The 22,051-nt window shown below is 65.9% G+C and carries 19 protein-coding genes; 9 read left to right on the top strand and 10 right to left on the bottom strand.

Features of this window, described 5'->3' with window-relative positions; genetic code table 11:
* Positions 1–248: 248 nt before the first annotated feature.
* The 6 genes from C6570_RS11850 to C6570_RS11875 all read right to left on the bottom strand — a co-directional run bounded on the left by C6570_RS11850 (position 249) and on the right by C6570_RS11875 (position 7,243).
* Entirely contained in the window at positions 249–944 is a 696-nt protein-coding gene (locus C6570_RS11850; RefSeq protein WP_106703394.1) for an ABC transporter ATP-binding protein, read from the bottom strand.
* Positions 945–946: 2 nt separating this feature from the next.
* The gene (locus tag C6570_RS11855) at positions 947–1,741 is read right to left on the bottom strand and encodes an ABC transporter ATP-binding protein (protein WP_106703395.1); all 795 of its coding nucleotides are present in this window, start codon (positions 1,739–1,741) and stop codon (positions 947–949) included.
* Entirely contained in the window at positions 1,738–3,045 is a 1,308-nt protein-coding gene (locus tag C6570_RS11860) for a branched-chain amino acid ABC transporter permease (protein WP_106703396.1), read from the bottom strand. Before C6570_RS11860 ends, C6570_RS11855 begins: the two co-directional genes overlap by 4 nt.
* Positions 3,046–3,049: 4 nt before the next feature.
* Entirely contained in the window at positions 3,050–4,084 is a 1,035-nt protein-coding gene (locus tag C6570_RS11865) for a branched-chain amino acid ABC transporter permease (RefSeq protein WP_106703397.1), read from the bottom strand.
* Between the two features lie 165 nt (positions 4,085–4,249).
* Positions 4,250–5,482, bottom strand: a complete 1,233-nt coding sequence (locus C6570_RS11870) for a branched-chain amino acid ABC transporter substrate-binding protein (RefSeq protein ID WP_106703398.1) — start codon at positions 5,480–5,482, stop codon at positions 4,250–4,252.
* 132 nt (positions 5,483–5,614) lie between these two features.
* Complete coding sequence (locus tag C6570_RS11875; protein WP_106703399.1) at positions 5,615–7,243, bottom strand: 3-(methylthio)propionyl-CoA ligase; 1,629 nt, start codon at positions 7,241–7,243, stop codon at positions 5,615–5,617.
* Positions 7,244–7,464: 221 nt separating this feature from the next.
* On the opposite strand from C6570_RS11875, the gene C6570_RS11880 reads away from it, so the two are divergent.
* The 5 genes from C6570_RS11880 (at position 7,465) to C6570_RS11900 (ending at position 11,099) form a co-directional block, all read left to right on the top strand.
* Positions 7,465–8,952, top strand: coding sequence for a protein adenylyltransferase SelO (locus C6570_RS11880; protein WP_106703400.1), 1,488 nt, complete (start codon positions 7,465–7,467; stop codon positions 8,950–8,952).
* Positions 8,949–9,356 (top strand): peptide-methionine (R)-S-oxide reductase MsrB, encoded by a 408-nt coding sequence (msrB, locus tag C6570_RS11885; protein WP_106703401.1) that lies wholly within the window; start codon positions 8,949–8,951, stop codon positions 9,354–9,356. Before C6570_RS11880 ends, msrB begins: the two co-directional genes overlap by 4 nt.
* 13 nt (positions 9,357–9,369) lie before the next feature.
* Entirely contained in the window at positions 9,370–9,939 is a 570-nt protein-coding gene (locus C6570_RS11890; protein WP_106703402.1) for a septation protein A, read from the top strand.
* Positions 9,936–10,211, top strand: coding sequence for a BolA family protein (locus C6570_RS11895; protein WP_106703403.1), 276 nt, complete (start codon positions 9,936–9,938; stop codon positions 10,209–10,211). Before C6570_RS11890 ends, C6570_RS11895 begins: the two co-directional genes overlap by 4 nt.
* Positions 10,212–10,280: 69 nt before the next feature.
* Positions 10,281–11,099 carry a peptidylprolyl isomerase gene (locus tag C6570_RS11900; protein WP_106703404.1) on the top strand — a complete coding sequence of 273 codons (819 nt, stop codon included), beginning with the start codon at positions 10,281–10,283 and terminating at the stop codon, positions 11,097–11,099.
* Positions 11,100–11,362: 263 nt separating this feature from the next.
* Here the strand turns inward: C6570_RS11900 and C6570_RS11905 are convergent, their stop codons facing one another.
* Both C6570_RS11905 and C6570_RS11910 read right to left on the bottom strand, forming a co-directional pair.
* Complete coding sequence (locus C6570_RS11905; protein WP_106703405.1) at positions 11,363–12,145, bottom strand: acetyltransferase domain-containing protein; 783 nt, start codon at positions 12,143–12,145, stop codon at positions 11,363–11,365.
* A gap of 177 nt (positions 12,146–12,322) precedes the next feature.
* Positions 12,323–13,276 (bottom strand): hypothetical protein, encoded by a 954-nt coding sequence (locus C6570_RS11910; protein WP_123812255.1) that lies wholly within the window; start codon positions 13,274–13,276, stop codon positions 12,323–12,325.
* Between the two features lie 203 nt (positions 13,277–13,479).
* Between C6570_RS11910 and C6570_RS11915 the strand changes: the two genes are divergently transcribed.
* The 4 genes from C6570_RS11915 to C6570_RS11930 all read left to right on the top strand — a co-directional run bounded on the left by C6570_RS11915 (position 13,480) and on the right by C6570_RS11930 (position 20,066).
* A complete protein-coding gene (locus C6570_RS11915; protein WP_106703407.1) occupies positions 13,480–15,633 on the top strand; it encodes an AsmA family protein in 2,154 nt (717 codons plus the stop codon).
* A gap of 272 nt (positions 15,634–15,905) precedes the next feature.
* Entirely contained in the window at positions 15,906–17,891 is a 1,986-nt protein-coding gene (locus C6570_RS11920; RefSeq protein ID WP_106703408.1) for a peptidase U32 family protein, read from the top strand.
* 435 nt (positions 17,892–18,326) lie between these two features.
* Positions 18,327–19,478, top strand: a complete 1,152-nt coding sequence (locus tag C6570_RS11925) for a type II asparaginase (RefSeq protein WP_106703409.1) — start codon at positions 18,327–18,329, stop codon at positions 19,476–19,478.
* Between the two features lie 135 nt (positions 19,479–19,613).
* Positions 19,614–20,066, top strand: coding sequence for a universal stress protein (locus tag C6570_RS11930; RefSeq protein WP_106703410.1), 453 nt, complete (start codon positions 19,614–19,616; stop codon positions 20,064–20,066).
* Positions 20,067–20,362: 296 nt separating this feature from the next.
* On the opposite strand, the gene C6570_RS18165 is transcribed toward C6570_RS11930, so the two are convergent.
* Together C6570_RS18165 and C6570_RS18170 are read right to left on the bottom strand one after the other, a co-directional pair.
* The gene (locus tag C6570_RS18165; protein WP_164675537.1) at positions 20,363–20,932 is read right to left on the bottom strand and encodes a GNAT family N-acetyltransferase; all 570 of its coding nucleotides are present in this window, start codon (positions 20,930–20,932) and stop codon (positions 20,363–20,365) included.
* Positions 20,933–20,999: 67 nt separating this feature from the next.
* Positions 21,000–21,989, bottom strand: a complete 990-nt coding sequence (locus tag C6570_RS18170; RefSeq protein ID WP_164675538.1) for a hypothetical protein — start codon at positions 21,987–21,989, stop codon at positions 21,000–21,002.
* Positions 21,990–22,051 lie beyond the last annotated feature (62 nt).

Raw genomic sequence — 22,051 nt, forward strand, 5'->3', positions numbered from 1 at the left:
ACGAGAACAATCTGCAATTGTGGGAGATGGGCGGGGGTGCCGCAACGCGCATTGTCTCCACAGGGACAAACCTTGCGCGGCACCTGGCGCCATCGCCCGCTGATATGCAAGTCAAATCACCCTCTAGCGCAGGCGGCACCAGCGCTGGCAGCTATCAATTTAATTGCAAAAGAATGGTATGAAGCTGCCGCATGGGGCCAGCCAGCGCAGCGCCGCAATCAAGCGCCACGCAGCCAGCTGGCCAGCGCTCAGACTTCCAGCCATTCCTTGCGTACGCCAGCGTCGGCGCGCAGCTGGTCGGGCGTGCCATCGAAGACGATGCTGCCGTGGCCCATCACCAGCGCGCGGTCGGAGATTTGCATGGCGATGGTCAGCTTCTGCTCGATCAGCAGGACGGACACCCCGCGATCCTTCAGCCGCTTGAGGTATTCGCCCACCAGCTCGACGATCTTGGGTGCCAGGCCTTCGGTGGGCTCGTCGATGATGATCAGGTCCGGGTCGCCCATCAGCGTGCGGCACAGGGTGAGCATCTGCTGTTCGCCGCCGGACATCACGCCCGCCTCGGTGTTCTGGCGCTCTTGCAGGCGCGGGAACATGGCGTACATGTCGTCGTAGCTCCAGCGACTGGCTTTCTTGCCGCTCTTCTCGCCCAACATCAGGTTCTGGTGCACCGTCAGGCGCGGAAAGATGTCGCGCGATTCGGGCACGTAGCCCAGCCCCATGTGGGCGATCTCGTACGACTTGCGCTTGAGCAGGCTTTTCCCATTCCAGTCGATTTGGCCTTCCGCGTGTACCAGGCCCATGATGGCCTTGGCGGTGGTGGATCGGCCCGAGCCATTGCGCCCCAGCAGCGCAACGATCTCGCCGGGATGCACCTCGAAATCAACGCCGTGCAGCACATGGCTCTTGCCGTAGTAGGCATGCAGATCATGGACTTTCAACATATTCAATGCCCCTGTGCCTGCGCGTCGGCCACCGACGAACCAAGGTACGCCTCTTGCACGCGCGCGTTGGCGCGCACGGCCTCGGGCGTGTCGAAGGCGATCACCTCGCCATACACCACCACGGCAATCTTGTCGGCCAGGCCGAAGACCACGCCCATGTCGTGTTCCACCGTCAGCAGCGTCTTGCCTTGCGTGACATGGCGAATCAGGTCGATGAAGTGCTTGGTCTCGCTCTTGCTCATGCCGGCCGTCGGTTCGTCCAGCAGGATCACGTCGGCGCCGCCGCCAATGGTCACGCCGATCTCCAGCGCGCGCTGCTCGGCGTAAGGCAGGTTGATGGCCAGCACATCGCGTTTGCTCTCCAGCTGGATCATGCGCAGCAGCTCTTCGGTGCGGGCATTGGCGTCGTGCATGCGCGATAGAAAGCGCATGAAGGTGTAGCGATAGCCCAGCTGCCACAGCACGGCGCAGCGCAGGTTTTCAAACACGCTCAGCTTGGGGAATATGTTGGTGATCTGAAAGCTGCGCGAGAGGCCCAGGCGGTTGATCTCGTAGGGCTTCTTGCCGTCGATGCGCTGGCCGTTCAGCAGCACCTCGCCGCTGGTGGGCGTCAGCCGGCCGCTGATGAGGTTGAACAGCGTCGATTTGCCCGCGCCGTTGGGGCCGATGATGGCCACGCGCTCGCCAGGCCGCACCGCCAGGTTGGCGCCGCGGATGATCTGCGTCTTGCCAAAGCTCTTGCGCAGGTCCTTCAGTTCGACGGCAAAGGCGCCGGAATGTGTGGCGGCCGCATTCATGGCGCGCTCCCTTCTGACTTGCGTGCGGCATTCTCGATTTCAGACTGCACCTCACCCCATTGCTCAGCGTAGCGGCGCCGGGCGCGGTCGAGCACGAAGGCGCCCACGGCGAGCAGCACGGCCGAAACGCCCCACGACATGGCGCTGCGAGCATGCAAGGTCACGCCAGCGAACGGCACCTCGTCGCCCATGGCGCTGTTGAGCTGCAGGTGATAGATCATCTCGATCATGGCGCCTGCGCCGGCCAGCATGACGATGCCGCTGACCAGCATCACGGCCAGGCTGGGCGCCACACGCCCGAGCCGGCCGAACTGGGCCACGCGAACGTTCATCATGATGAGGCTGGCAATGCCGCCGGGCGCATACATCACCATGAAAACGAAGATCAGGCCCAGGTACAGCAGCCATGCCTTGGTCAGCTCAGACAGCAACACGGTGGCCAGCACCATCAGAATGCCGCCGATGATGGGGCCGAAAAACACCGTGGCGCCACCCAGGAAGGTGAACAGCAGGTAGCTGCCCGAGCGCACAGGGCCCACAACTTCGGCCGTGACCAACTCGAACTGCAAAGCGCCCAGACCGCCCGCAATGCCGGCAAAAAAGCCCGCCACGATGAAGCCATAGTAGCGAACGCGCTGGCTGCTGTAGCCAATAAATTCGACCCGCTCCGGGTTGTCGCGCACGGCGTTGAGCATGCGGCCCAGCGGCGTCTGCGTAAAGGCGAACATCAAGGCCACGCTGACGAAGGTGTAGATCGCGATCAGGTAGTAAAGCTGACGCGCCGGCCCAAAGGTGATGCCCAGCACCGGCTCGCCCACCACGCGGTTGCCCGACACGCCCGCCTCGCCGCCAAAGAACTCGGGGATCATCAAGGACATGGCGAACACCAGCTCGGCAATGCCCAGCGTGATCATCGCGAACGTGGTGCCAGACTTCTTGGTCGTCACGTAGCCGAACAACGCGGCGAAGAACACGCCAGCCAGGCCACCTACCAGCGGAATCAGGCTGACCGGCAGATAAAAGCGCCCGGCCGACACCGCGTTCAAGGTGTGGATGGCCACGTAGGCACCCAGGCCGGAATAGACGGCATGGCCGAAGCTCAGCATGCCGCCCTGGCCCAAGAGGATGTTGTAGGACAGGCAGGCAATGATGGCGATGCCCATCTGCGCCAGCATGGTCACGCCCAGGTTGCTGGTGAAGACCAGCGGCGCGACGATCAGCACCAGCGCGAAGGCGCCCCAGATCAACACCCGGCCCAGCGGCATGCGCGGCGGCGCGACGGTAGAAGTTGCAGCGGTATTCATAAGCTCATGTCTCCCTTGCGCCCAGCAGTCCGCGCGGACGGAAGATCAGGATCAGCACCAGGAACAGGTAAGGCAGGATGGGCGCGACCTGCGACAGCGTCAGCTTCGCGATCGAGTTTTCACGCAGCGCATCGCTGATCGGCAGGCCAAGCTGCGAGAGCAACGTGAGGAAGGAATAGTCAATGGCCACGGCAAAGGTCTGCACCACGCCGATCAGAAGCGACGCGACAAACGCGCCGGCCAGGGAGCCCATGCCGCCCACCACCACCACCACGAAGATGATCGAGCCGACGGTGGCTGCCATCGCGGGCTCGGTCACGAACGTGCTGCCGCCGATCACACCGGCAAGCCCGGCCAGCGCCGTACCAGCGCCAAACACCAGCATGAACACGCGCGGCACGTTGTGGCCCAGCGCTTCGACCATGTCGGGGTGCGTCAGCGCGGCTTGGATGACATAGCCGATGCGCGTGCGCGTCAGCATCAGCCAGATGCCGACCAGCATCAGCACGGCCACCAGCATCATCGCGGCGCGTGTGGCCGGGAACGGCGAGCACACGATGCGCACCGCGGCATCGGCCGCGCGGCAAGCACCGTCAGGCGCCGCGCCCCACACCAAGTGCATGCCGTCGATTGAACTGTTGATCAGCGTGAACGCGGGGCCTTGCAGGATGGCCGGCGGGTTGAATTCCACCGCGGGGCGCCCCCAGATCAGTTGCACCAGCTCCAGGATGATGTAGGACAGCCCGAAGGTCACCAGCAGTTCAGGCACATGGCCGTACTTGTGCACCTTGCGCAGGCTGAAGCGCTCAAACCCAGCGCCCAGCAGCCCCACCAACAGCGGCGCCACCACCAGCGCCGCCCAAAAGCCGATGCTGCCCGATAGCGTGTACCCAATGTAGGCGCCCAGCATGTAGAAGCTGGCGTGGGCAAAGTTCAGCACGCCCATCATGCTGAAGATCAATGTCAGCCCCGAACTGAGCATGAACAGCAATAAGCCGTAGCTCAGTCCGTTGAGCATGGAGATGATGAAAAACTCCATCCTGAAAACCCTCTTGTTGACTTGACGGCGCCCGCGTGTGCGCCCGGCGCGCCAGAGCGCGCCAAGCTCAGCGCTGGCCTGATTGCGGCCAACGCCCGCTTTGCGCGCCCGTGGTGTCCGCGCCCCGGATCAGAAGCGCGGCAACCCTTCTACCCTATTCCCGTTTCAGGACGGACGCTTCATGGCGCAGCTGGTGGGCGTGCTGGAAACGTAGGCCGGGTATTCAGCCACCGGCACCAGCGTCATGCCGGTGTTCTCCGGGCTGTAGGGGTACTTGCCGCCGGCTTTTTGCCACACGGTCACGTACAAGGGTTGCTGCAACTGGTGGTCTGCCTTGCGCATTTCCACTTCGCCGTTGTAGTTCTTCCATTTCAGGCCCTCGAAGGCCTTGGCCACCTTGGCCGGGTCGGTGGACTTGGCGTTGGCCATCGCCTGCGACAGGCCGACCAGCGCGCTGGGGATCGCCCCCGTGAACATGTCGTCCTTGAAGCGCGCCTTGAAGCCTTCCATCCACTTACCCATTTCGCCACCCATGTTGTAGTGCGAATAGGCCACCTGGAAGACCTTGCCTTCACCGGTGGTGCCCAGCGCCGTGGGCGTGCCGGTCACACCGGTGTAATAAGTGAAGAACTTGCCGTCGTAGCCGCCTTCCTTGGCCGCCTTGATCAGCAGCGCCAGGTCAGAGCCCCAGTTGCCGGTAATCACGGTGTCCGCGCCAGAGGCCTTGATCTTGGCGATGTAGGGCGCGAAGTCGCGCACCTGGGCAAGCGGGTGAAGGTCTTCGCCAACGATCTGCACATCCGGGCGCTTGCGCTTGAGCGCTTCCTTGGCGAACTTGGCCACCTGCTGGCCGTGCGAATAGTTCTGGTTGAGCAGGTAGACCTTGTGGATGTCCTTCTGGTCTTTCATGAACGTCGTCATCGCCTCGATCTTCATCGACGTGTCGGCGTCAAAACGGAAGTGCCAGTAGTTGCACTTGCTGTTGGTGAAGTCTGGATCGACCGCGGCATAGTTCAGGTAGATCATCTCCTTGCCGGGATTGCGCTCGTTGTGCTTGGTGATGCCGTCGATCAGCGCCGCGGCCACCGAAGAGCCGTTGCCCTGCGCGACATAGCGGATGCCCTGGTCAATCGCCGCCTTCAGCGCGTTGGCGCTGTCGGCGGGGCTCAGCTTGTTGTCGAAGGCGACGATCTCAAACTTCACGCCGGCCGGGTTGTTCTTGCTCAACTCGTCGGCGAAGTACTGCCAGCTGCGCATCTGGTTGGTGCCCAGCGGGCCCATCAAGCCCGTCTGCGGGTCGATCAACGCAATTTTGACGGTCTCGCCCTTTTGGGCGTAGACCGACGACAGGGCTGCCAACATGGCCGCGCCGGCCAGCATCTTCACTGCGAACTTCATTGAGTTGTCTCCTACGGTTGCGACGATTGCTAGAACAACCCGCAGCGTAAGTGCTTGCAGTCAAAACGAAAGCCGGGATTTCCCCGAAAGAGTCGCCTAGGCGTCAGAGTTTCGGGGAGACGCTGCCTTGGGTCAAAGCGTGGGCAGCTTGTAGTCGCGCAGCTGCTCGCGCAGTTTGGTCTTGAGCATCTTGCCGGTGGCACCGATAGGTATCGAATCGACAAAGACCACGTCGTCCGGGATCTGCCACTTGGCCATCTTGCCCTCGAAGAACTTCAGCAGTTCTTCACGCGAGACCTCGGCGCCCGGCTTGAGCGCCACCGCGACGATCGGGCGCTCGTCCCATTTCGGGTGTGGCATGCCGATGCAGGCCGCCATGGCCACCGCGGGGTGGCCCATGGCCGTGTTTTCGACATCAATGGAGCTTATCCATTCGCCGCCCGACTTGATCACGTCCTTGCTGCGGTCGGTGATCTGCATGAAGCCGTCGGCGTCGATGGTGGCCACGTCCCCGGTGGGGAACCAGCCGTCTTCAAGCGGATCGCCGCCTTCGTTCTTGAAGTAGCTGGCCAGAATCCACGGCCCGGTCACGTACAGATCGCCATAGGTGGCACCGTCCCAGGGCTGCTCGGTACCGTCGGCGCCGACGATTTTCAGGTCCACGCCATAGATGGCGCGGCCTTGCTTCATCCGGATGGCGTTGCGCTCGGCCTCACTCAGCGACTTGTGCTTTTCCTTGAGCGTGCACAGCGTGCCCAGCGGGCTCATCTCCGTCATGCCCCACGCGTGCAGCACGTCGACGCCGTACTTCTCGCGGAAGGCGGTGATCATCGCCGGCGGGCAGGCCGAGCCGCCAATCACCGTGCGCTTGAGCGACGAGAACTTCAGATTGTTCTGCCCGACATAGTTCAGCAGCATCTGCCACACCGTAGGCACGCCGGCCGCGAAGGTGACCTTTTCGCTTTCCATCAGCTCGTAGATCGATTTGCCGTCCATGGCCGGGCCCGGCATGACCAGCTTGGCCCCCACCATGGCGGCCGAATACGGCATGCCCCACGCGTTGACGTGGAACATGGGGACCACGGGCAAGGCGGAATCGCTGGCGCTCAGGCCCATGGCGTCGGGCAGCACAGCCGCAAACGCATGCAGCACGGTGGATCGGTGGCTGTACAGCGCCCCCTTCGGGTTGCCCGTGGTGCCGCTGGTGTAACAAAGGCTGGAAGCCGTGTTCTCGTCGAACACCGGCCAGCTGTAGTTGGCCGATTGGGCGCCGATCCAGTCTTCGTAACTCACCAGGTTCGGGATACCGGTGTCTTGCGGCAGCTTGTCGGCGTCACACAGCGCCACCCACTTCTTGACCGTCTTGCAGTGCGCATGAATCGCCTGAATGATCGGCAGGAAAGTCATGTCAAAGCACAGGATCTGGTCTTCTGCATGGTTGGCGATCCAGGCGATCTGGTCGGGCAGCAGGCGCGGGTTGATGGTGTGCAAAACCCGCTCCGAGCCGCTCACCCCGTAGTACAGCTCCAGGTGGCGATAGCCGTTCCAGGCGAGCGTGCCGACGCGGTCGCCCGCGTTCAGCCCCTCGGCGTTCAGGGCGTTCGCGACCTGCTTGGCACGTTGCTGAACGTCCTTCCAGGTGTAACGATGAATATCCCCTTCCACCCGGCGCGACACGATCTGGCCGTCGCCATGGTGGCGCGCGGCAAAGTCGATCAGCGACGAAATCAACAGGGGATGGTTCTGCATCAAGCCAAGCATGTGTACTCCTCTTTTTTAGGGTGGTTAGGCTGTCGTGTAAGACCCCCGCGCATCCTAATCGACGGGGCGCGCTGGGCCGCCGCCCCACAGTCGCCTCTGTTCAATAGCAGGCCGGGGGGCTTCGGTGACACGCCGCGCCTGCTGGTCGGGCAACCTCGCCGTGCCTGCGGCTTCGCGGGCCCGCGCAGGCGCGCGGGGGCGGTGCAAGCGACAATGCGCCGATGGCAAGTCCCGACACCCCGATGGCCGAGGCTGCAGCGGTCGATCTCGGCCTGCGCTGGCAACCTGGCCTGCAAGCGCTGGGCAGCGATTTCTACACGCCCCTTTCGCCCGACCCGATTCGCGACCCGTACTGGATCGCCCGCAGCGCCGCCATGGCGCGCGAGCTGGGCCTGCGCGATGTCTGGTGGCAAGCGCCCGGCGTGCTGGAAGCGCTGAGCGGCAGCGCCTTCATTCAAGGCAGCACCCCGCTGGCCACCGTGTACAGCGGGCACCAGTTTGGCGTATGGGCCGGCCAGCTGGGCGACGGCCGCGCGCTGTGGCTGGGAGAAGTCGCCACGCCGGGCGGCCCGCAAGAGCTGCAACTCAAAGGCAGCGGCTTGACGCCCTACTCGCGCATGGGCGACGGGCGCGCCGTGCTGCGCTCGTCGATCCGCGAATTTTTGTGCAGCGAGGCGATGCACGGCCTGGGCATTGCCACCACGCGCGCGCTGTGCGTCACAGGGTCTGACCAGCCCGTGCGCCGCGAAACCATCGAAACCGCCGCTGTCGTGACGCGCGTGGCGCCCAGTTTCATCCGTTTTGGCCATTTCGAGCATTTCAGCCACGGCAACCAGCCCGGCCCACTGCGCACCCTGGCCGATTACGTGATCGACCGCGACTACCCCGCCTGCCGCGACGCCGCCAACCCCTATGCCGCACTGCTGGCCGAGGTGGTGCGGCGCACCGCGGCCATGGTGGCGCAGTGGCAGGCGGTGGGCTTCATGCACGGCGTGATGAACACCGACAACATGAGCATCCTGGGGCTGACCATCGACTACGGCCCCTTCCAGTTCATGGATGCGTACGACCCACGGCACATCTGCAACCATTCCGACCACGCGGGCCGCTATTCGTACGAGAACCAGCCCGGCGTGGCGCACTGGAACCTGTTCGCCCTGGGCCAGGCCCTGCTCCCGCTGATCGGCGAGGTGGACGACGCCATGGCCGCGCTGCACGGCTTCAAACCGCAGTTCGATGCCGAACTGGCCCGCCTGCACGCCGCCAAGCTGGGCCAGGCCAGCGCCACGCCTTCCAGCCGCGCCCTGGCGGGCGAATGGCTGGGCCTGATGGCCAGGGAACGCACCGACTTCACCATCGCCTGGCGGCGCCTGGCGCAGCACATTGCTGGCGCCCCGGCCGATACGGTGCAGGATCTGTTTCACGACCGCGCCGCCATCGACCAACTATTGCTACAATTAAAAGAGCTGACAGCGCAGTCTGGACTAGCGCCAGACGCCAATTTGGCACTGAATCACAGCCCCGCCTTCGTGCTGCGCAACTACCTGGCTGAACAAGCCATTGCGCTGGCGAAACAAAAAGACTTTTCGATGATCCAAGACCTGCTCGCCGTGCTGGAACGCCCGTACGACGAGCACCCGCAGCACGCCGCCTGGGCCGGTTTTCCGCCGGACTGGGCCGACCAGATCCAGATCAGCTGTTCATCATGACCCACCCCATCCAGAAAACCGACGCCGAATGGCGCCAACTGCTGGCCGACAAGCACGCCGAGCCCGCCGCCTTCGAGGTCACCCGCCACGCCGCCACCGAACGCCCCTTTACCGGCAAGTACGAGCAGCACTGGGCCGACGGCAGCTACCACTGCGTGTGCTGCGGCGCCAAGCTGTTCGACGCCAACACCAAATTCGACGCGGGCTGCGGCTGGCCCAGCTTCTCGCTGGCCATTCCCGGCGCCATTGAAGAGCGGCGCGACGTCAGCCACGGCATGGTGCGCGTCGAAACCGTCTGCGCCAACTGCGGCGCGCACCTGGGCCACGTGTTTCCCGACGGCCCCACCGACACCGGCCTGCGCTACTGCATGAATTCGGCCGCGCTGGATTTCGAGGCCAAGTAAACTGCCCGGCCTGATGAAAGCCCTGCTCGACTTCCTGCCGATCGTCCTGTTCTTCGGCGCCTACAAGCTGTACGGCATCTACCCCGCCACGGCTGTGCTGATGGTGGCCACCACGGCGCAGATGGCGATCGTCTACGCCATTGACAAAAAGCTGTCTGCCATGCACAAGGCCACGCTGGCCTTGATCCTGATTTTCGGCACGCTGACCCTGGTGCTGCAGGACGAACGCTTCATCAAGTGGAAGCCCACCGTGCTGTACACCGCGATGGCCGTGGCGCTGGCCGTGGCGCTGTGGGGGTTTCGCAAGAACTTCCTCAAGATCATGCTGGGCAGCCAGTTGAACCTGCCAGACCCGGTGTGGAACCGCCTCACCGTGGCCTGGATGCTGTACTGCCTGTTCATGGCCGCCATCAACGGGTACGTGGCGGCGTACTGGACAACCGACGCCTGGGCCAACTTCAAGCTGTGGGGCTACATCTTCCCCGTCACCTTCATCATCGGTCAGGGCTTTTACGTGGCGCGCCACATGCAGAACGACGCGGCGCCCGCCAACCCCGACCAACCGCCCGGGAGCGCAGGATGACCGCGCCAGACATGCCCTTGGCCGACCGCATGGCCGGCACCTTGCGCGACGCGCTGGCGCCTACCGATCTTGAAGTGCTCGACGAAAGCTGGCAGCACGCCGGCCACGCGGGCGCCAACGGCACCGGCTTTGGCACGCACTTTCGCGTGCGCATCGCCTCGTCGCGCTTTGACGGCCTGAACCGCGTTGCGCGCCACCGGCTGGTGTATGAGGCGCTGCAGGGCTACATCGACCGCGACGGGGTTCATGCCCTCGCTATCGAAACGCGATAATTCAAGCTTTCACCCAATGGGCCGCGCAGGCCCGCAGTTCCGGTCGATTGACCACCACCCCGCGCTTTCATGAAAAAACACATCCTGACCGTCTCCGTGGCCGCCGCGCTGGCTGCCACCCTGGCCCTGCCCGCCATCGCGCAGAACGTCGCCATCGTCAACGGCAAGCCGGTTCCTAAAGCCCGCCTGGAAGCGCTGGAAGCGCAGGTCAAGGCCACGGCCCAGCGCACGGGCCAGCCCGTGCCGCCCGAGGTGATGAACCAGCTGCGCGACGAAGTGATCGCGCGCGAAATCTTCATGCAAGAGGCTGAGCGCCGCGGCGTTCAAGGCACTGAGGCCTACCGCAAGAACATGGAAATGGCGCGCCAAAGCGTGATGATCAACGCCCTGTTCGAAGACTACAAGGCCAAGAACCCCGTCACCGACGAGGAAGCCAAGGCCGAATACGACCGCCTCGTGGCCTCGCAGGCCCCCGCGGCCGGCGCCAAGGAGTACAAGGCGCGCCACATCCTGGTCGAGAAGGAAGACGAGGCCAAGGCCATCATTGCCCAGATCAAGAAGGGCGCCAAGTTTGAAGACCTGGCCAAGAAGCAGTCCAAAGACCCGGGGTCCGGCGCGCAAGGCGGCGACCTGGGCTGGGCCAACCCCGCAGGCTACGTGCCCGAATTTGCCCAAGCGCTGGGCAAGCTGCACAAGGGCCAGATGACCGACACGCCGGTCAAAACCCAATTTGGCTACCACGTAATCCGCGTGGACGACGTTCGCGATGCCAAGGCGCCTGAAGCGCCGAAGTTCGACGACGTGAAAGCGCAGATCAAGCAGCAGATGGAACAGCAGAAGCTGGCCAAGTTCCAGGAAGACCTGCGCGCCAAGGCCAAGATCGAGTAATCGCTCCGGTTGCCGGGCGCACGCGCCGCCCGCACCCAAACAGGGCAGACGCCGTGAAGGTGTCTGCCCATTTTTATTTCAGTTTTGATAGCAGCCAGCGCAGATGGGGCGGGCGCCGGAGGGCGTTTTAACTGGTACTTTTCAGGGCTGCCGCCAAGCCCCGCAGCCGCTTCCATCCCAATCGAGTCGGCTTTGCCATCATCCCGTTTTTGGCGTTCACCCGCCCGCCAATCGGGTCACGACGAAGGCCGCTACAGAGGCGCCTATCGCCCCCAGGCCGCCCACGCGGTCAGCGCGCCGATCAGCACCGGCTGGTGCAGCATGTAGTAGCTCAGGCTCCAGCGCCCCAGCCAGGCCAGCGCCCCGCCAGCGCGCCCTACCGGCTGGGCCAGCCAACCCGGTGCGTGCGCGCGAAGCAGCTGGGCTGCGCCAACGCCCCACCACATCACGCCCAGCCAGGGCAGCAGGGGCACGAAGTCTTCGGTGGGCGGCTTGTGGGTAACCCAGCCCAGCCAATTCAACCAGCGGCTGTCCAGCGCGGCAGCCAGCGCAGGGTGCGCGCCCGCGTTGGCCTGTAGCCAGGCGCTGCCCAGCGGGCCAGCAGCCACCAACAACGCGCCCCACAGCCAAGGCCACGCGCCCGACAGGCCGCGCAGCAAGGCCCAGCGGGTGATCAGCAGCATCACCGCCATGCCGTGCAGCACGCCAAAGCTGATCCAGCTGTGCGGAAACATCCACCACGAGCCCAGCGTGACCAGCAGTGCGCACCCGGCCACCTGCGCCCAGCGCCGCCAGAAACGCGGCCAGCGCTGCCCCGCCTGAACCGCCAGCGCCTGCCCCATGCCCGCGGCGATCAAAAACAGGCTGACGATGCCCGTGCGCTGCCAGGTCCAGACTGGGTCGAAATAAAAGTCCTGCCGGATCAGGCCGAAGTGGTTGAGATCAAAGCAGAAGTGGTAGACCGTCATCCACACCATGGCCAGGCCGCGCAGTGCGTCTAGCGGCAGCGCGCGGGACGTTGCGCGCTTGCGCTCAGCGCCGGTCATGGTGGTCGACGCCACCGTTCGGCTAGGCGCACGCAAGTTGGTCGGGTTTCTGGCCAATCCACGGTATCGATAGGGCGCGCGCCGCGTTTCAAACGCAGTGACGTGGCGACGCCGAAAACTCAGGCTCAGTGATGAAGCCCACGCGTGCCAAGGGCGGCCATCCCGCCCGAACACGCCTCAATTGTGCCGCCGCTTGCGCAGTATGACCATCGCCGCCAAACCGAGAGCGCAAGCCAGGCTCCACAAAGCCCAAGGCGAATTCGCCGGCACGGCCACCGCGGCGCCCCCCCCCCTCATGCTGCCGAACGCACAGAGATTGCGAAAGAACTGATCTTCATTCGGCGTTCGCGACGGCGGCTCCATGAAACTCACGTCAAAGACAACAGCTAGGGTGCCTGTGGGTGCATTGGCCAGAGTACCCGTACGCCATACGATGGCCGAACCGCCATTCGCGTTGCTCGCGGCAAACACGCCGCTGCCCGGGGTCGTGGTGCCGCCCGCCGCCCACCAGACGATGGTGCTCAACCCACCGTCTGTAAAAGGCACGCCAGTCACGGCTTGCGCATTTCCGGGATCGACGAAAGTAAGCGCGCCGCCCCCTGCGGTATCAATAAAGTCAATCACCGTGGCGTTGCGCGCGCCCAGGTTAATGTTCTCGCCCATCACGAACATCCGCCCGCCCGACTGCAGATATGCCAGATAGGCTGCCTGGTCTGCCGTGGTCAGTGGGCTCTGATTTGCGAATCTCAAATCCCAGACTTGCTGGTACCCCGCGAGGCTGGCTGGCGGGGTATCGGCAACGGTCACCGTGTGGCCCGCCCCGCATGTGGTCAACCAGTTGTTGGTGGTGCCGGTGGTGGTGCTCGGACTGGGCGTGCGGCCCGATCCGTTGATGAGCAGCACGTTGTCTGCCACCGCGGCGCCGGATGCCATACACAGAGCGGCAGCCAGATGAAGGATTAGCTTCTTTTGCATCTCAAATCTTTCAATTGCTGCCGCAAGTTGTGGCAAATCGCGATATTTGCTGTCAAGTGTTACTGCAACAGCAAATATACCGCCTCCAGTGTCTTTGACCGCCCTGGGCGAATGGTCGGCCAGCGCAGCGCTGCGCACGCAGATAAGGCCACGCATCCAAGGATCGGGCGGCTGGTGCGATTGGTGTCGGCCTTCGCCGAACCACGCGTGCCCAAGCTGCGCAAGGCCGTGTAGGAAAGCGGCTAAAGCAGCAATCCTGGGCGCCACAGCGGCCTGTTAAGGCCTAGGATGGGTGCGTTACTGCTATCGCCCAGAGAGCACCCGAGCCAAAGCTGTCGGCCGGTGCCACGCCCACCACCATGTCCCCGGAACCCGTCTATCGCCCCAACGTATCCCCCACCGAAGCCCCGCCGCGCACGTCGATCTTGCGCTGGGTGCTGACTCTCGTCCTCGCGCTGGCCGTGGTTGCCGTGATGGGGATCACCTGGCTGACTTGGAACGACTGGAACCGCTCGCGCGCCTGGGTTTCGGCGCAGGTTTCCGAGGCACTGGGCCGGCCCTTCGCCATCCGCGGGCCGCTCGATTTGGAGTGGGAATGGCCTCAGCAGCGCGAAACCACCTGGCGCCGCTGGGTGCCCGGCCCCACGGTGCATGCACAGGATGTGCTGATCGGCAACCCCACCGGCTACGAAGGCCGCGCGCCGCACTTGGCGCACATCGGCCAGGTGTCCGCCGACCTGGCCCTGCTGCCCTTGTTGGGCCGCACGATCGACATCCGCCGCGTGGCTTTGGCTGAGCCCGACGTGCGGCTGGAGCGCCAAAAGGACGGCCGCGACAACTGGACCCTGGCTTTCCCGAAATCCAGCGACCGCTCCAGCTGGTCGGTTTCCATCGGCCGCGTGGTGCTGAGCGACGGGCGCCTGGCCTACGACGATGCGCCGCGCGATTTGAGCTTGGCGGGCACGCTGGATACGCTGGCGCCGGAGGCAACGGACGGCGGGCGCTACGGGGTCGGCTTTGAGTTCTCGGGCTGGCACGCCAAGGCACAGGTGCGCGGCAGCGGCAAGGCGGGCGAGCTGCTGTCGCTGAAAGACGAGCGGCTGGATTTCCCGCTGCAGCTGCAGGCGCGCGCTGGGCGGGTGTCGGCCACGGCCGAGGGCGTGATCGCCAACCCCCGGCAACTGTCGGGCGTGGATTTCAAGGTGGCCCTGCGCGGCGGCAGCCTGGCCGATCTGTACCCCCTCACCGGCATTGTGTTACCCGACACGCCCGCTTTCGCCACCGACGGGCACTTGGTCGGCCAGCTGAAGGCCAAGCAGGCGGTGTGGGACTACAAGGATTTCACCGGCACGATCGGCCAGAGCGACATTGCGGGCGAGGTGACCTACACCTCGGCCGAGGCGCGCCCGCGCCTGTCGGGCACCCTGCGATCCAAGCTGGTGCGGCTGGCAGACCTCGGCCCCATCGTGGGCGCCAAGTCCAACAACCCCGACAAGGCCCCGCGCACGGGCAAGGTCTTGCCCGACGACCCGTTCGACACCGCCCGCTGGGACAAGATGGACCTGGACCTGCGCTACACCGGCCAGCGCATCGAACGCCCGCAGGCCGTGCCGATCAACAGCATCAGCACGCACGCGGTGCTGGAAAACGGGCTGCTCAAGCTGGTGCCACTGGATTTCGGCGTGGCGGGCGGCCACTTCAAGACCCAGGTGCAGATGGATCCGCGCAAGCAGCCCATGGCCGTGTCGGTGCGCGGCGACGTGCAGGGCCTGAAGCTGTCGTCGCTGTTCCCGAAGGTCGAGTTGATGAAGAAAAGCCTGGGCGATGTGGACGGCGGCATCGCGGTAGATGCCCGCGGCGCGTCGGTGGCGCAAATGGCGGCCACCGCCAATGGCGAGCTGCGCCTGTACGTGCGCGACGGCGTGATGAGCCAGCAGCTGCTGGACCTGGCGGGCCTCAACCTGGGCAGCGTGGTGGTGTCCAAACTGTTCGGGCAAGACAAGGAAGTGCGCCTGCGCTGCGCGCTGGCCGACATTCCCGTGCGCGACGGCGTGGCGCACCTGCGCGACGTGAAGATCAACACCGACGATGCGCTGGTCGACATCACTGGCACCGCCAACCTGCGCACCGAGCAGCTGGACATGGACGTCAACCCCAAGGCCTACGAGCTGAAGCTGTTCTCTTTGCGCACGCCGCTGGAGGTGAAAGGCCCGTTTGCCGCGCCCAAGGTGGGCGTCAAGCCTGGCCCGCTGGTGGTGCGCGCGGCCGCCGCAGTGGCCGCGCTGGCCGTGGCACCCGGCGCGCTGGTGCTGGCGCCCATCACCGTGCCCGGCGCATCCGACAACGCCAGCTGCGCCCCGCTGCTCAAGCAGGGCAGCAAGGCGCCCAAGGCCGGACGCCCGCGTTCGGTGGATTCGCCCGCCAGCGCTGCGCCCGCCAAGCAGGGCGCCGCCCGCGCGTCGAATGCGCCCGTGATGCCTGCGGCGGGCGAATCGTCGGCCGGATCGCGTTGACCGCGCTGGCGTGATGCGCTACCACGCAGGCAGCGAAGCGGCGCGCCTTGGCGCCGCTCAGGCGGCCTCGTGGCTGCGCGGGCGTGAACTCAGACTTGCCCTCGCGCACCAGCGATGAGATCGGCGGTGAAGAATGCAGAGTACGGCCGCCCTCCTCTCCTTCGTCGCCCCCAGCGCCGACGCGCGCCCCCAGCTGAATCACTCTCAATTCGATAGCTGCCAGCGCACGCTGAACAAGCGCCAAAGGCCGATTTAACCGATAATCCGCCCCCATGCCCGAAGCGCACCAGATCGAACTGCTTTCCCCCGCCCGCGACGCCGACATCGGCATCGAGGCCGTCAACCACGGCGCCGACGCCGTCTACATCGGCGGCCCAGGCTTTGGCGCCCGCGCCGATGCGGGCAACGCCGTGCGCGACATCGCCCGGCTGGCCGCGCACGCGCACCGCTTCAACGCCCGCATCTTCGTCACGCTGAACACCATCCTGCGCGACGACGAGCTGGAAGACGCCCGCCGCCTGGCCTGGCAGCTGTACGAGGCTGGCGCCGACGCGCTGATCGTGCAGGACATGGGCCTGCTCGAGCTGGACCTGCCGCCCATCCAGCTGCACGCCAGCACGCAAACCGACATCCGCACGCCCGAAAAGGCGCGTTTTCTGCAAGACGCGGGCCTGAGCCAGATCGTGCCCGCGCGCGAGCTGGACCTGCACCAGATCGCCGCCATCCGCGACGTGCTGGACCCGGCGCGCTGCAGCATTGAATTCTTCATCCACGGCGCGCTGTGCGTGGCCTACAGCGGCCAGTGCTACATCAGCCACGCGCACACCGGCCGCAGCGCCAACCGGGGCGACTGCAGCCAGGCCTGCCGCCTGCCCTACCAGGTGCTGGACGCGCAGGGCCGCTTTGTCGCGCACGACGCCCACGTGCTCAGCATGAAGGACAACAACCAGAGCCTGAACCTGCGCCCGCTCATCGACGCGGGCGTGCGCAGCTTCAAGATCGAGGGTCGATACAAGGACATGGGCTACGTGAAGAACATCACCGCCCACTACCGCCGCCTGTTCGACGAAGTGCTGGACGAGCGGCCCGAGCTGGCCCGCGCCAGCGCCGGGCGCACCACTTTCACCTTTTCGCCCGATCCGCTGCAGAACTTCAACCGCGAATTCACCGACTACTTCGTTAACGGCCGCCAGCAAGACATTGGCGCCTTCGACACGCCCAAGAACCCCGGCCAGCCCATCGGCTTCGTCACCCAGGTGGCGGCCGACCACTTTGATCTGCGCACCGACGACCCGGCCCTTACCCTGGCCAACGGCGACGGCCTGTGCTACTGGGACCAGCAAAAAGAGCTGGTGGGCGCGCAGGCGAACCGCGTCGAGGCGCTGGGCGACGGCGCATGGCGCGTGTTCCCCAAAGACGCCATGGCCGCGCTGCACGACTTGCGCAAGGGCACCACGGTGCACCGCAACCGCAGCATGGACTGGGTGCGCACGCTGGAGAAAAAATCCGCCGACCGGCGCATCGGCGTCTGGTTGAACCTGTCTGACACAGCCGATGGCCTGGCGCTGACGGCCACCGATGAAGAAGGAAACACCGCCTCAGCGCAGGTGCAGCTTGCGTGGCAAGCTCCTAAAGATGAAGCAACGGGCGAAGCCAAGCTGCGCGATTCTTTGGCTAAGCTGGGCGAAACCATCTTCGCGCCCATCGACATTGCGCTGGCCTGGTCGCGCCCGTGGTTCGTGCCCGCCAGCGTGGCCAACGCGCTGCGCCGCAGCGCCATCGAAGCGCTGGAAGGCGCCCGCGCCGCCGCCTGGCAGCGCCTGCCGCGCGCCACGCCGGTGCAGCCGCCCACGCCCTACCCCGAAGACAGCCTGACTTACCTGGCCAACGTGTTCAACCACAAGGCGCGCGATTTTTACGCCCGCCACGGCGTGAAGGTGATCGACGCGGCCTACGAAAGCCAGGAAGAAGAAGGCGAAGTCAGCCTGATGATCACCAAGCACTGCGTGCGCTTTTCGCTCAGCCTGTGCCCCAAGCAGGCCAAGGGCGTGATCGGCGTGAAAGGCACGGTGAAGGCCGAGCCGCTGCAACTGATCAACGGCAAGGAAAAGCTGACCCTGCGCTTTGACTGCAAACCGTGCGAGATGCACGTCGTTGGCCGCGCCAAACGCAGCGTGCTGCAGCAAGGCGCACGTGAAGCGGCAGCGCAGGCGCTGCGCTTTTACCGCGCCAAGCCGGGCGTGGGCCAGGACGGCTGAGCGGCGTGGGCTGGCTGCGGCGGGCGTGATGGCGCGGCTGGGATAGCGCAGCGCCCTGCCCGTCCCAATCGCCATTGAACCCTCGGCAGGCCCATGGCGGTCAACCGACTCCGGTCATTGAGGTAGCGGCGACTGCCCACCTCCGCGCCAGCGCGCCGCATCGCCGGGCGAATCTGCCGTCCTGCCCGCCTCTCTCCTTGGCACGCCCCCGCCGCGCAGCGCTCAGCTGGCGCCCGCACCCGCTTGCGTTTCATGCCAGCCCAGCCCTGCGATGTGGCACGATCACTGCTTCTTCATCGGCCGACGGTTCACCGCCCGCGGCGTTGACCGATCAAGGAGGTAGCGTGCGCGCGGCGGCAAGCCTGCATCCGCGCGTGCGCTGCCGATCAAGGCCGCTGTTCAGAGGCCACGTTTCATCGTCAGGAGGACTCAAGCATGACATCCGTATCCATTTCCACCCCCCTTAAAGCGCTGGCCCTGGCCGTCAGCCTGAGCCTGCTGGGCGCCTGCGCGCAGACGCCCAACGCGCCGACCGCAGCCGCCGCCACGCCCGTGGCACCGGTGGCCCCCGCCACGGCCGCTGCCCCCGCAGCCAAGGCCCTGCCGCGCGTGGTGGTGCTGGCCACGGGCGGCACCATCGCCGGCGCTGGCGCATCGGCCGCCAACAGCGCCACCTACGCCGCGGCCAAGGTGCCAGTGGACAAGCTGATCGCCGGCCTGCCCGAGCTGGGCCAGATCGCCAGCGTGCGCGGCGAGCAGGTCTTGCAGATCGCCTCGGAAAGCTTCACCAACCAGGACTTGCTGACGCTGGCGCGCAAAGTCTCGGCCCTTGCCAAGCAGCCCGACGTGGACGGCATCGTCGTCACCCACGGCACCGACACGCTGGAAGAAACCGCCTACTTCCTCAACCTGACGGTGCACACCGACAAGCCCATCGTGGTGGTCGGCTCCATGCGCCCAGGCACCGCGCTGTCGGCCGACGGCGCGCTGAACCTGTACGACGCCGTCGCCACCGCCGGCAGCCAGGACGCCAAGGGCAAAGGCGTGCTGGTGACGATGAACGACGAGATCCAGAGCGGCCGCGACGTGGCCAAGGCCGTCAACATCAAGACCGAGGCGTTCAAAAGCCCCTGGGGCCCGCTGGGCATGATCGTCGAGGGCAAGAACTACTGGTTCCGCGCCCCCGTCAAGCGCCACACCGTGCAGTCGGAATTCGACATCGAGCGCATCACCGAGCTGCCCAAGGTGGAAATCGCCTACGGCTACGGCAACGTGCCGGCCGAGCTGGTCGAAGCCGCTGGCAAAGGCGCCACGGCCATCGTGCACGCCGGCACGGGCAATGGCTCGGTGGCCAACCGCGTGGTGCCCACGCTGCAAAAACTGCGCAGCGGCGGTGTGCAGGTGATCCGCAGCTCGCGCGTGAACCAGGGGGGCTTTGTGCTGCGCAACGCCGAGCAGCCCGACGACAAATACGACTGGGTGGTCGCGCACGACCTGAACCCGCAGAAAGCCCGCATCCTGGCGATGGTGGCGCTGACGCAGCCGCGCACCGCGCAAGACCTGCAGCGCATCTTCTGGGAATACTGATGCTGCCAGGGGCCGGCGCAAGCACCCAGCTGGGGCGCCGGCCCGGTTGTGGTTCAGAATGGCTGCTGGCGCTGGTGCAGTCTGCGCCAGCAGCTATCAAAACAGAAGTGAGTTAACCTTTTGCAAGGCCCAGCCATGAAAATCCTCCTGCCCGTTGACGGCACCTACCTGTCCCTGCACGAAGCGCGCTTTGCGCTGCAACTGATGCGCAGCGGCCTGCAGGCCAGCCTGCTGCTGGTGAACGTGCAGGAGCCGGCCAGCTTCTACGAGCTCGTCACCGCGCGCGAACCTGAACTGATCGAAGGCGCCGCACTGGAAGCGGGCGAAGACCTGCTGGCGTCCACCGCCGCCCTGCTGCGCGATGCTGGCGTGCCCTTTGAATCCGTCGTCGCCCAGGGCGACCCGGCCCAGGCCATCCTCGATCTGATCGGCGAGCACCACTGCGACATGGTCGTCATGGGCACGCGCGCCCTCGGTCCCATCCGCCGCATGCTGGAACGCGGCTCCACCTCCGATCGGCTGGTGCGCAACTCACCCGTGCCGGTGCTGCTGGTCACGCCGCCGCTGGATGCGGACGCGCCGCAGTAAGCGTGCGCGCCAAACTGGATGGGGCCGCTGAACCATCGGGCCGCACATCAGCGGTCAAAAATGGCCTGCGTTTCGCAACGGGTACGAACCAGGGATAGGCCGCAAGCATGAGGTATTCAATCAGGCCCTAGCGCCCGCTGCTCCTGCGCTGTCAGCTATGGTTTTTGAATGAGCAAGGTGGCTACTCGCGTTTCTACACGCTCGTATCGCAGCACCTCTCCTCGTTGATCTCCAGCCCTAACTGACTCAGCAGAAATCCGCCCAACCCACCCGGTGCGCTCACGCGCCAGCGCATCTCAAAGCGCGCGCGACATCCACACCGCGCCTTCGCCAAAGCCCTGCACGGGCATCGGCGGCGGCTGGGCGACGAAGCCATAGCGCGCCCAGTAGCCGTCGGCACCCTGCACCGCCACCAGCATCGCCCGGCGCAGCGACAGGCGCCGGCCTGCGGCCAGCACGGCGTCCAGCAGTTTGCCGGCAAGGCCCGCACCGGCCCAATCGGGGTCAACCGCGATGTCGTGCACGTACAGCCAGTCGGCGGGCCCGGGCGGTGCTGCTGATGCGGCCAGCACCTTGTTCAGCGCCAGGGGCGCGCCCTGCGGCACGGTGTGGGCGATGGCGTAGGCGCAGAGGATGGGCGCGCTGGCGCGGGCATCCAAATCCCCGCTGGCGTCTCGCAATGCGCTCTCTGCGGACGGCGCCGCCACGAATGCGCCCCAGCAGGTGCCGCCGGTTGCGCGCAGCTTGCTGCCCAGCACTTCGGGGGCTTCCAGGAACTGCGGGCCGTAGGCGCGGGCCTGCACGGCCATCACCTCGGCCAGGTGGGCGTAACCGATTTGCGCCAGCACGTCAGAAGGCGCCGTCACCACTGCGCCACCGCAGCGACCCGCGGGTGTCGCCTTGGCGCGCCGCCGGCCAAAAGCAAGGGGCGCGTCACTTGCGAAGGATCTCGGGCAGCTGGCCGTGCGGGTTGGTGCACGGGTCCATGGGTTTGTTGGGTGGCTCACAGGTGTCGATGTAGCGGGCTGCCGCGTCGTTGATGGCTCGCATCTCCGGCTTGTCTTGCGGCAGCGCCTGCGTGGGCAGCACCACCAGCCAATCGGCCAGTGACACCTGCGGTTGCATCGCCACCGTGACCTGGTACTGCGCGACCACGCGCCGGCGCGGTAAATCCACCGTGAGCAGCACCAGGTTGGCGGGCGCGATCGCGCGGGCTTGGCGGTCGGCAAACTCCAAGGCCACATAGGGGCGCGGGTATGCCGGGATCGTGAGGGTGACGGGCTTGGCGTTGGCGGATGCGGGTTGCAGTTGCAGGCGGTCGCCCGGCAGCACGTAGCCCATGGTCCGAAAGCCGGCGCGGGCACGCTGGGCCCCCACGCAGGGCAGATAGACGTATTCGGACGTGCGCGCCTTCGGGCCGGTGAAGCCCATGATGCCGCGATCGCCCTTGGTCAGCCCCAGCAGAGGCCGCGGCTGGCCAGCGCTATCCCGCAGCGCGGTCAGGCTGCCGCCCGCGACGAACAGGCCGGTATCGGGGAACCAGGTGGTGCGCTGGTTGAAGCCACCACCATGCGGACGGCAGTCGTAGTCGTCGGCGTGAGGGGTGTGCTCATCGATGAAGACCTCTTGGTCTTTCGTCGTGGGGCGCAGGCTGCCGTCGGCCTGGATCGTGTAGGTGATCTTCAGCGCCAGCGAGGTGTATTCGCCAAACTTGTCGACGCCCGCCAGCGTCAGGTGGTCAAAGGGCGTGTGGTTGACCACCTTGGGCGGCCTGGGCTCTTGCGGCGCTGGCACGGGCGCCCCCGCCGGTTGTGGGGTACTGGCACCCGCGCTGCCACCCGCAGGGGTAGCGCAACCGGCGATCAGCGCTGCGGCGGCGGCCGCCGCCAGCGCCCGGGCGATGGTTGAAAACTGTTGGCTCATGCTCCCTCCTTCACACCCGCCCTGGCGTGGGCGGGACAGCCGCGTTGGCACTGGCCTGGCGG

This window comes from Ottowia oryzae (assembly GCF_003008535.1).
Classification (GTDB): domain Bacteria; phylum Pseudomonadota; class Gammaproteobacteria; order Burkholderiales; family Burkholderiaceae_C; genus Ottowia; species Ottowia oryzae.

What these genes read in the sequence shown, in the direction of transcription:
- C6570_RS11855 (WP_106703395.1), bottom strand. Translation starts at nt 1,741, where the DNA reads ATGAATGCGGCCGCCACACATTCCGGCGCCTTTGCCGTCGAACTGAAG.
- C6570_RS11900 (WP_106703404.1), top strand. Translation starts at nt 10,281, where the DNA reads ATGAAAAAACACATCCTGACCGTCTCCGTGGCCGCCGCGCTGGCTGCC.
- C6570_RS11910 (WP_123812255.1), bottom strand. Translation starts at nt 13,276, where the DNA reads ATGCGTGGCCTTATCTGCGTGCGCAGCGCTGCGCTGGCCGACCATTCG.
- C6570_RS18170 (WP_164675538.1), bottom strand. Translation starts at nt 21,989, where the DNA reads ATGAGCCAACAGTTTTCAACCATCGCCCGGGCGCTGGCGGCGGCCGCC.
- C6570_RS11865 (WP_106703397.1), bottom strand. Translation starts at nt 4,084, where the DNA reads ATGGAGTTTTTCATCATCTCCATGCTCAACGGACTGAGCTACGGCTTA.
- C6570_RS11870 (WP_106703398.1), bottom strand. Translation starts at nt 5,482, where the DNA reads ATGAAGTTCGCAGTGAAGATGCTGGCCGGCGCGGCCATGTTGGCAGCC.
- C6570_RS11880 (WP_106703400.1), top strand. Translation starts at nt 7,465, where the DNA reads ATGGCAAGTCCCGACACCCCGATGGCCGAGGCTGCAGCGGTCGATCTC.
- C6570_RS11850 (WP_106703394.1), bottom strand. Translation starts at nt 944, where the DNA reads ATGTTGAAAGTCCATGATCTGCATGCCTACTACGGCAAGAGCCATGTG.
- C6570_RS11915 (WP_106703407.1), top strand. Translation starts at nt 13,480, where the DNA reads ATGTCCCCGGAACCCGTCTATCGCCCCAACGTATCCCCCACCGAAGCC.
- C6570_RS11930 (WP_106703410.1), top strand. Translation starts at nt 19,614, where the DNA reads ATGAAAATCCTCCTGCCCGTTGACGGCACCTACCTGTCCCTGCACGAA.
- C6570_RS11860 (WP_106703396.1), bottom strand. Translation starts at nt 3,045, where the DNA reads ATGAATACCGCTGCAACTTCTACCGTCGCGCCGCCGCGCATGCCGCTG.
- C6570_RS11920 (WP_106703408.1), top strand. Translation starts at nt 15,906, where the DNA reads ATGCCCGAAGCGCACCAGATCGAACTGCTTTCCCCCGCCCGCGACGCC.
- msrB (WP_106703401.1), top strand. Translation starts at nt 8,949, where the DNA reads ATGACCCACCCCATCCAGAAAACCGACGCCGAATGGCGCCAACTGCTG.
- C6570_RS11895 (WP_106703403.1), top strand. Translation starts at nt 9,936, where the DNA reads ATGACCGCGCCAGACATGCCCTTGGCCGACCGCATGGCCGGCACCTTG.
- C6570_RS11890 (WP_106703402.1), top strand. Translation starts at nt 9,370, where the DNA reads ATGAAAGCCCTGCTCGACTTCCTGCCGATCGTCCTGTTCTTCGGCGCC.
- C6570_RS11905 (WP_106703405.1), bottom strand. Translation starts at nt 12,145, where the DNA reads ATGACCGGCGCTGAGCGCAAGCGCGCAACGTCCCGCGCGCTGCCGCTA.
- C6570_RS11925 (WP_106703409.1), top strand. Translation starts at nt 18,327, where the DNA reads ATGACATCCGTATCCATTTCCACCCCCCTTAAAGCGCTGGCCCTGGCC.
- C6570_RS11875 (WP_106703399.1), bottom strand. Translation starts at nt 7,243, where the DNA reads ATGCTTGGCTTGATGCAGAACCATCCCCTGTTGATTTCGTCGCTGATC.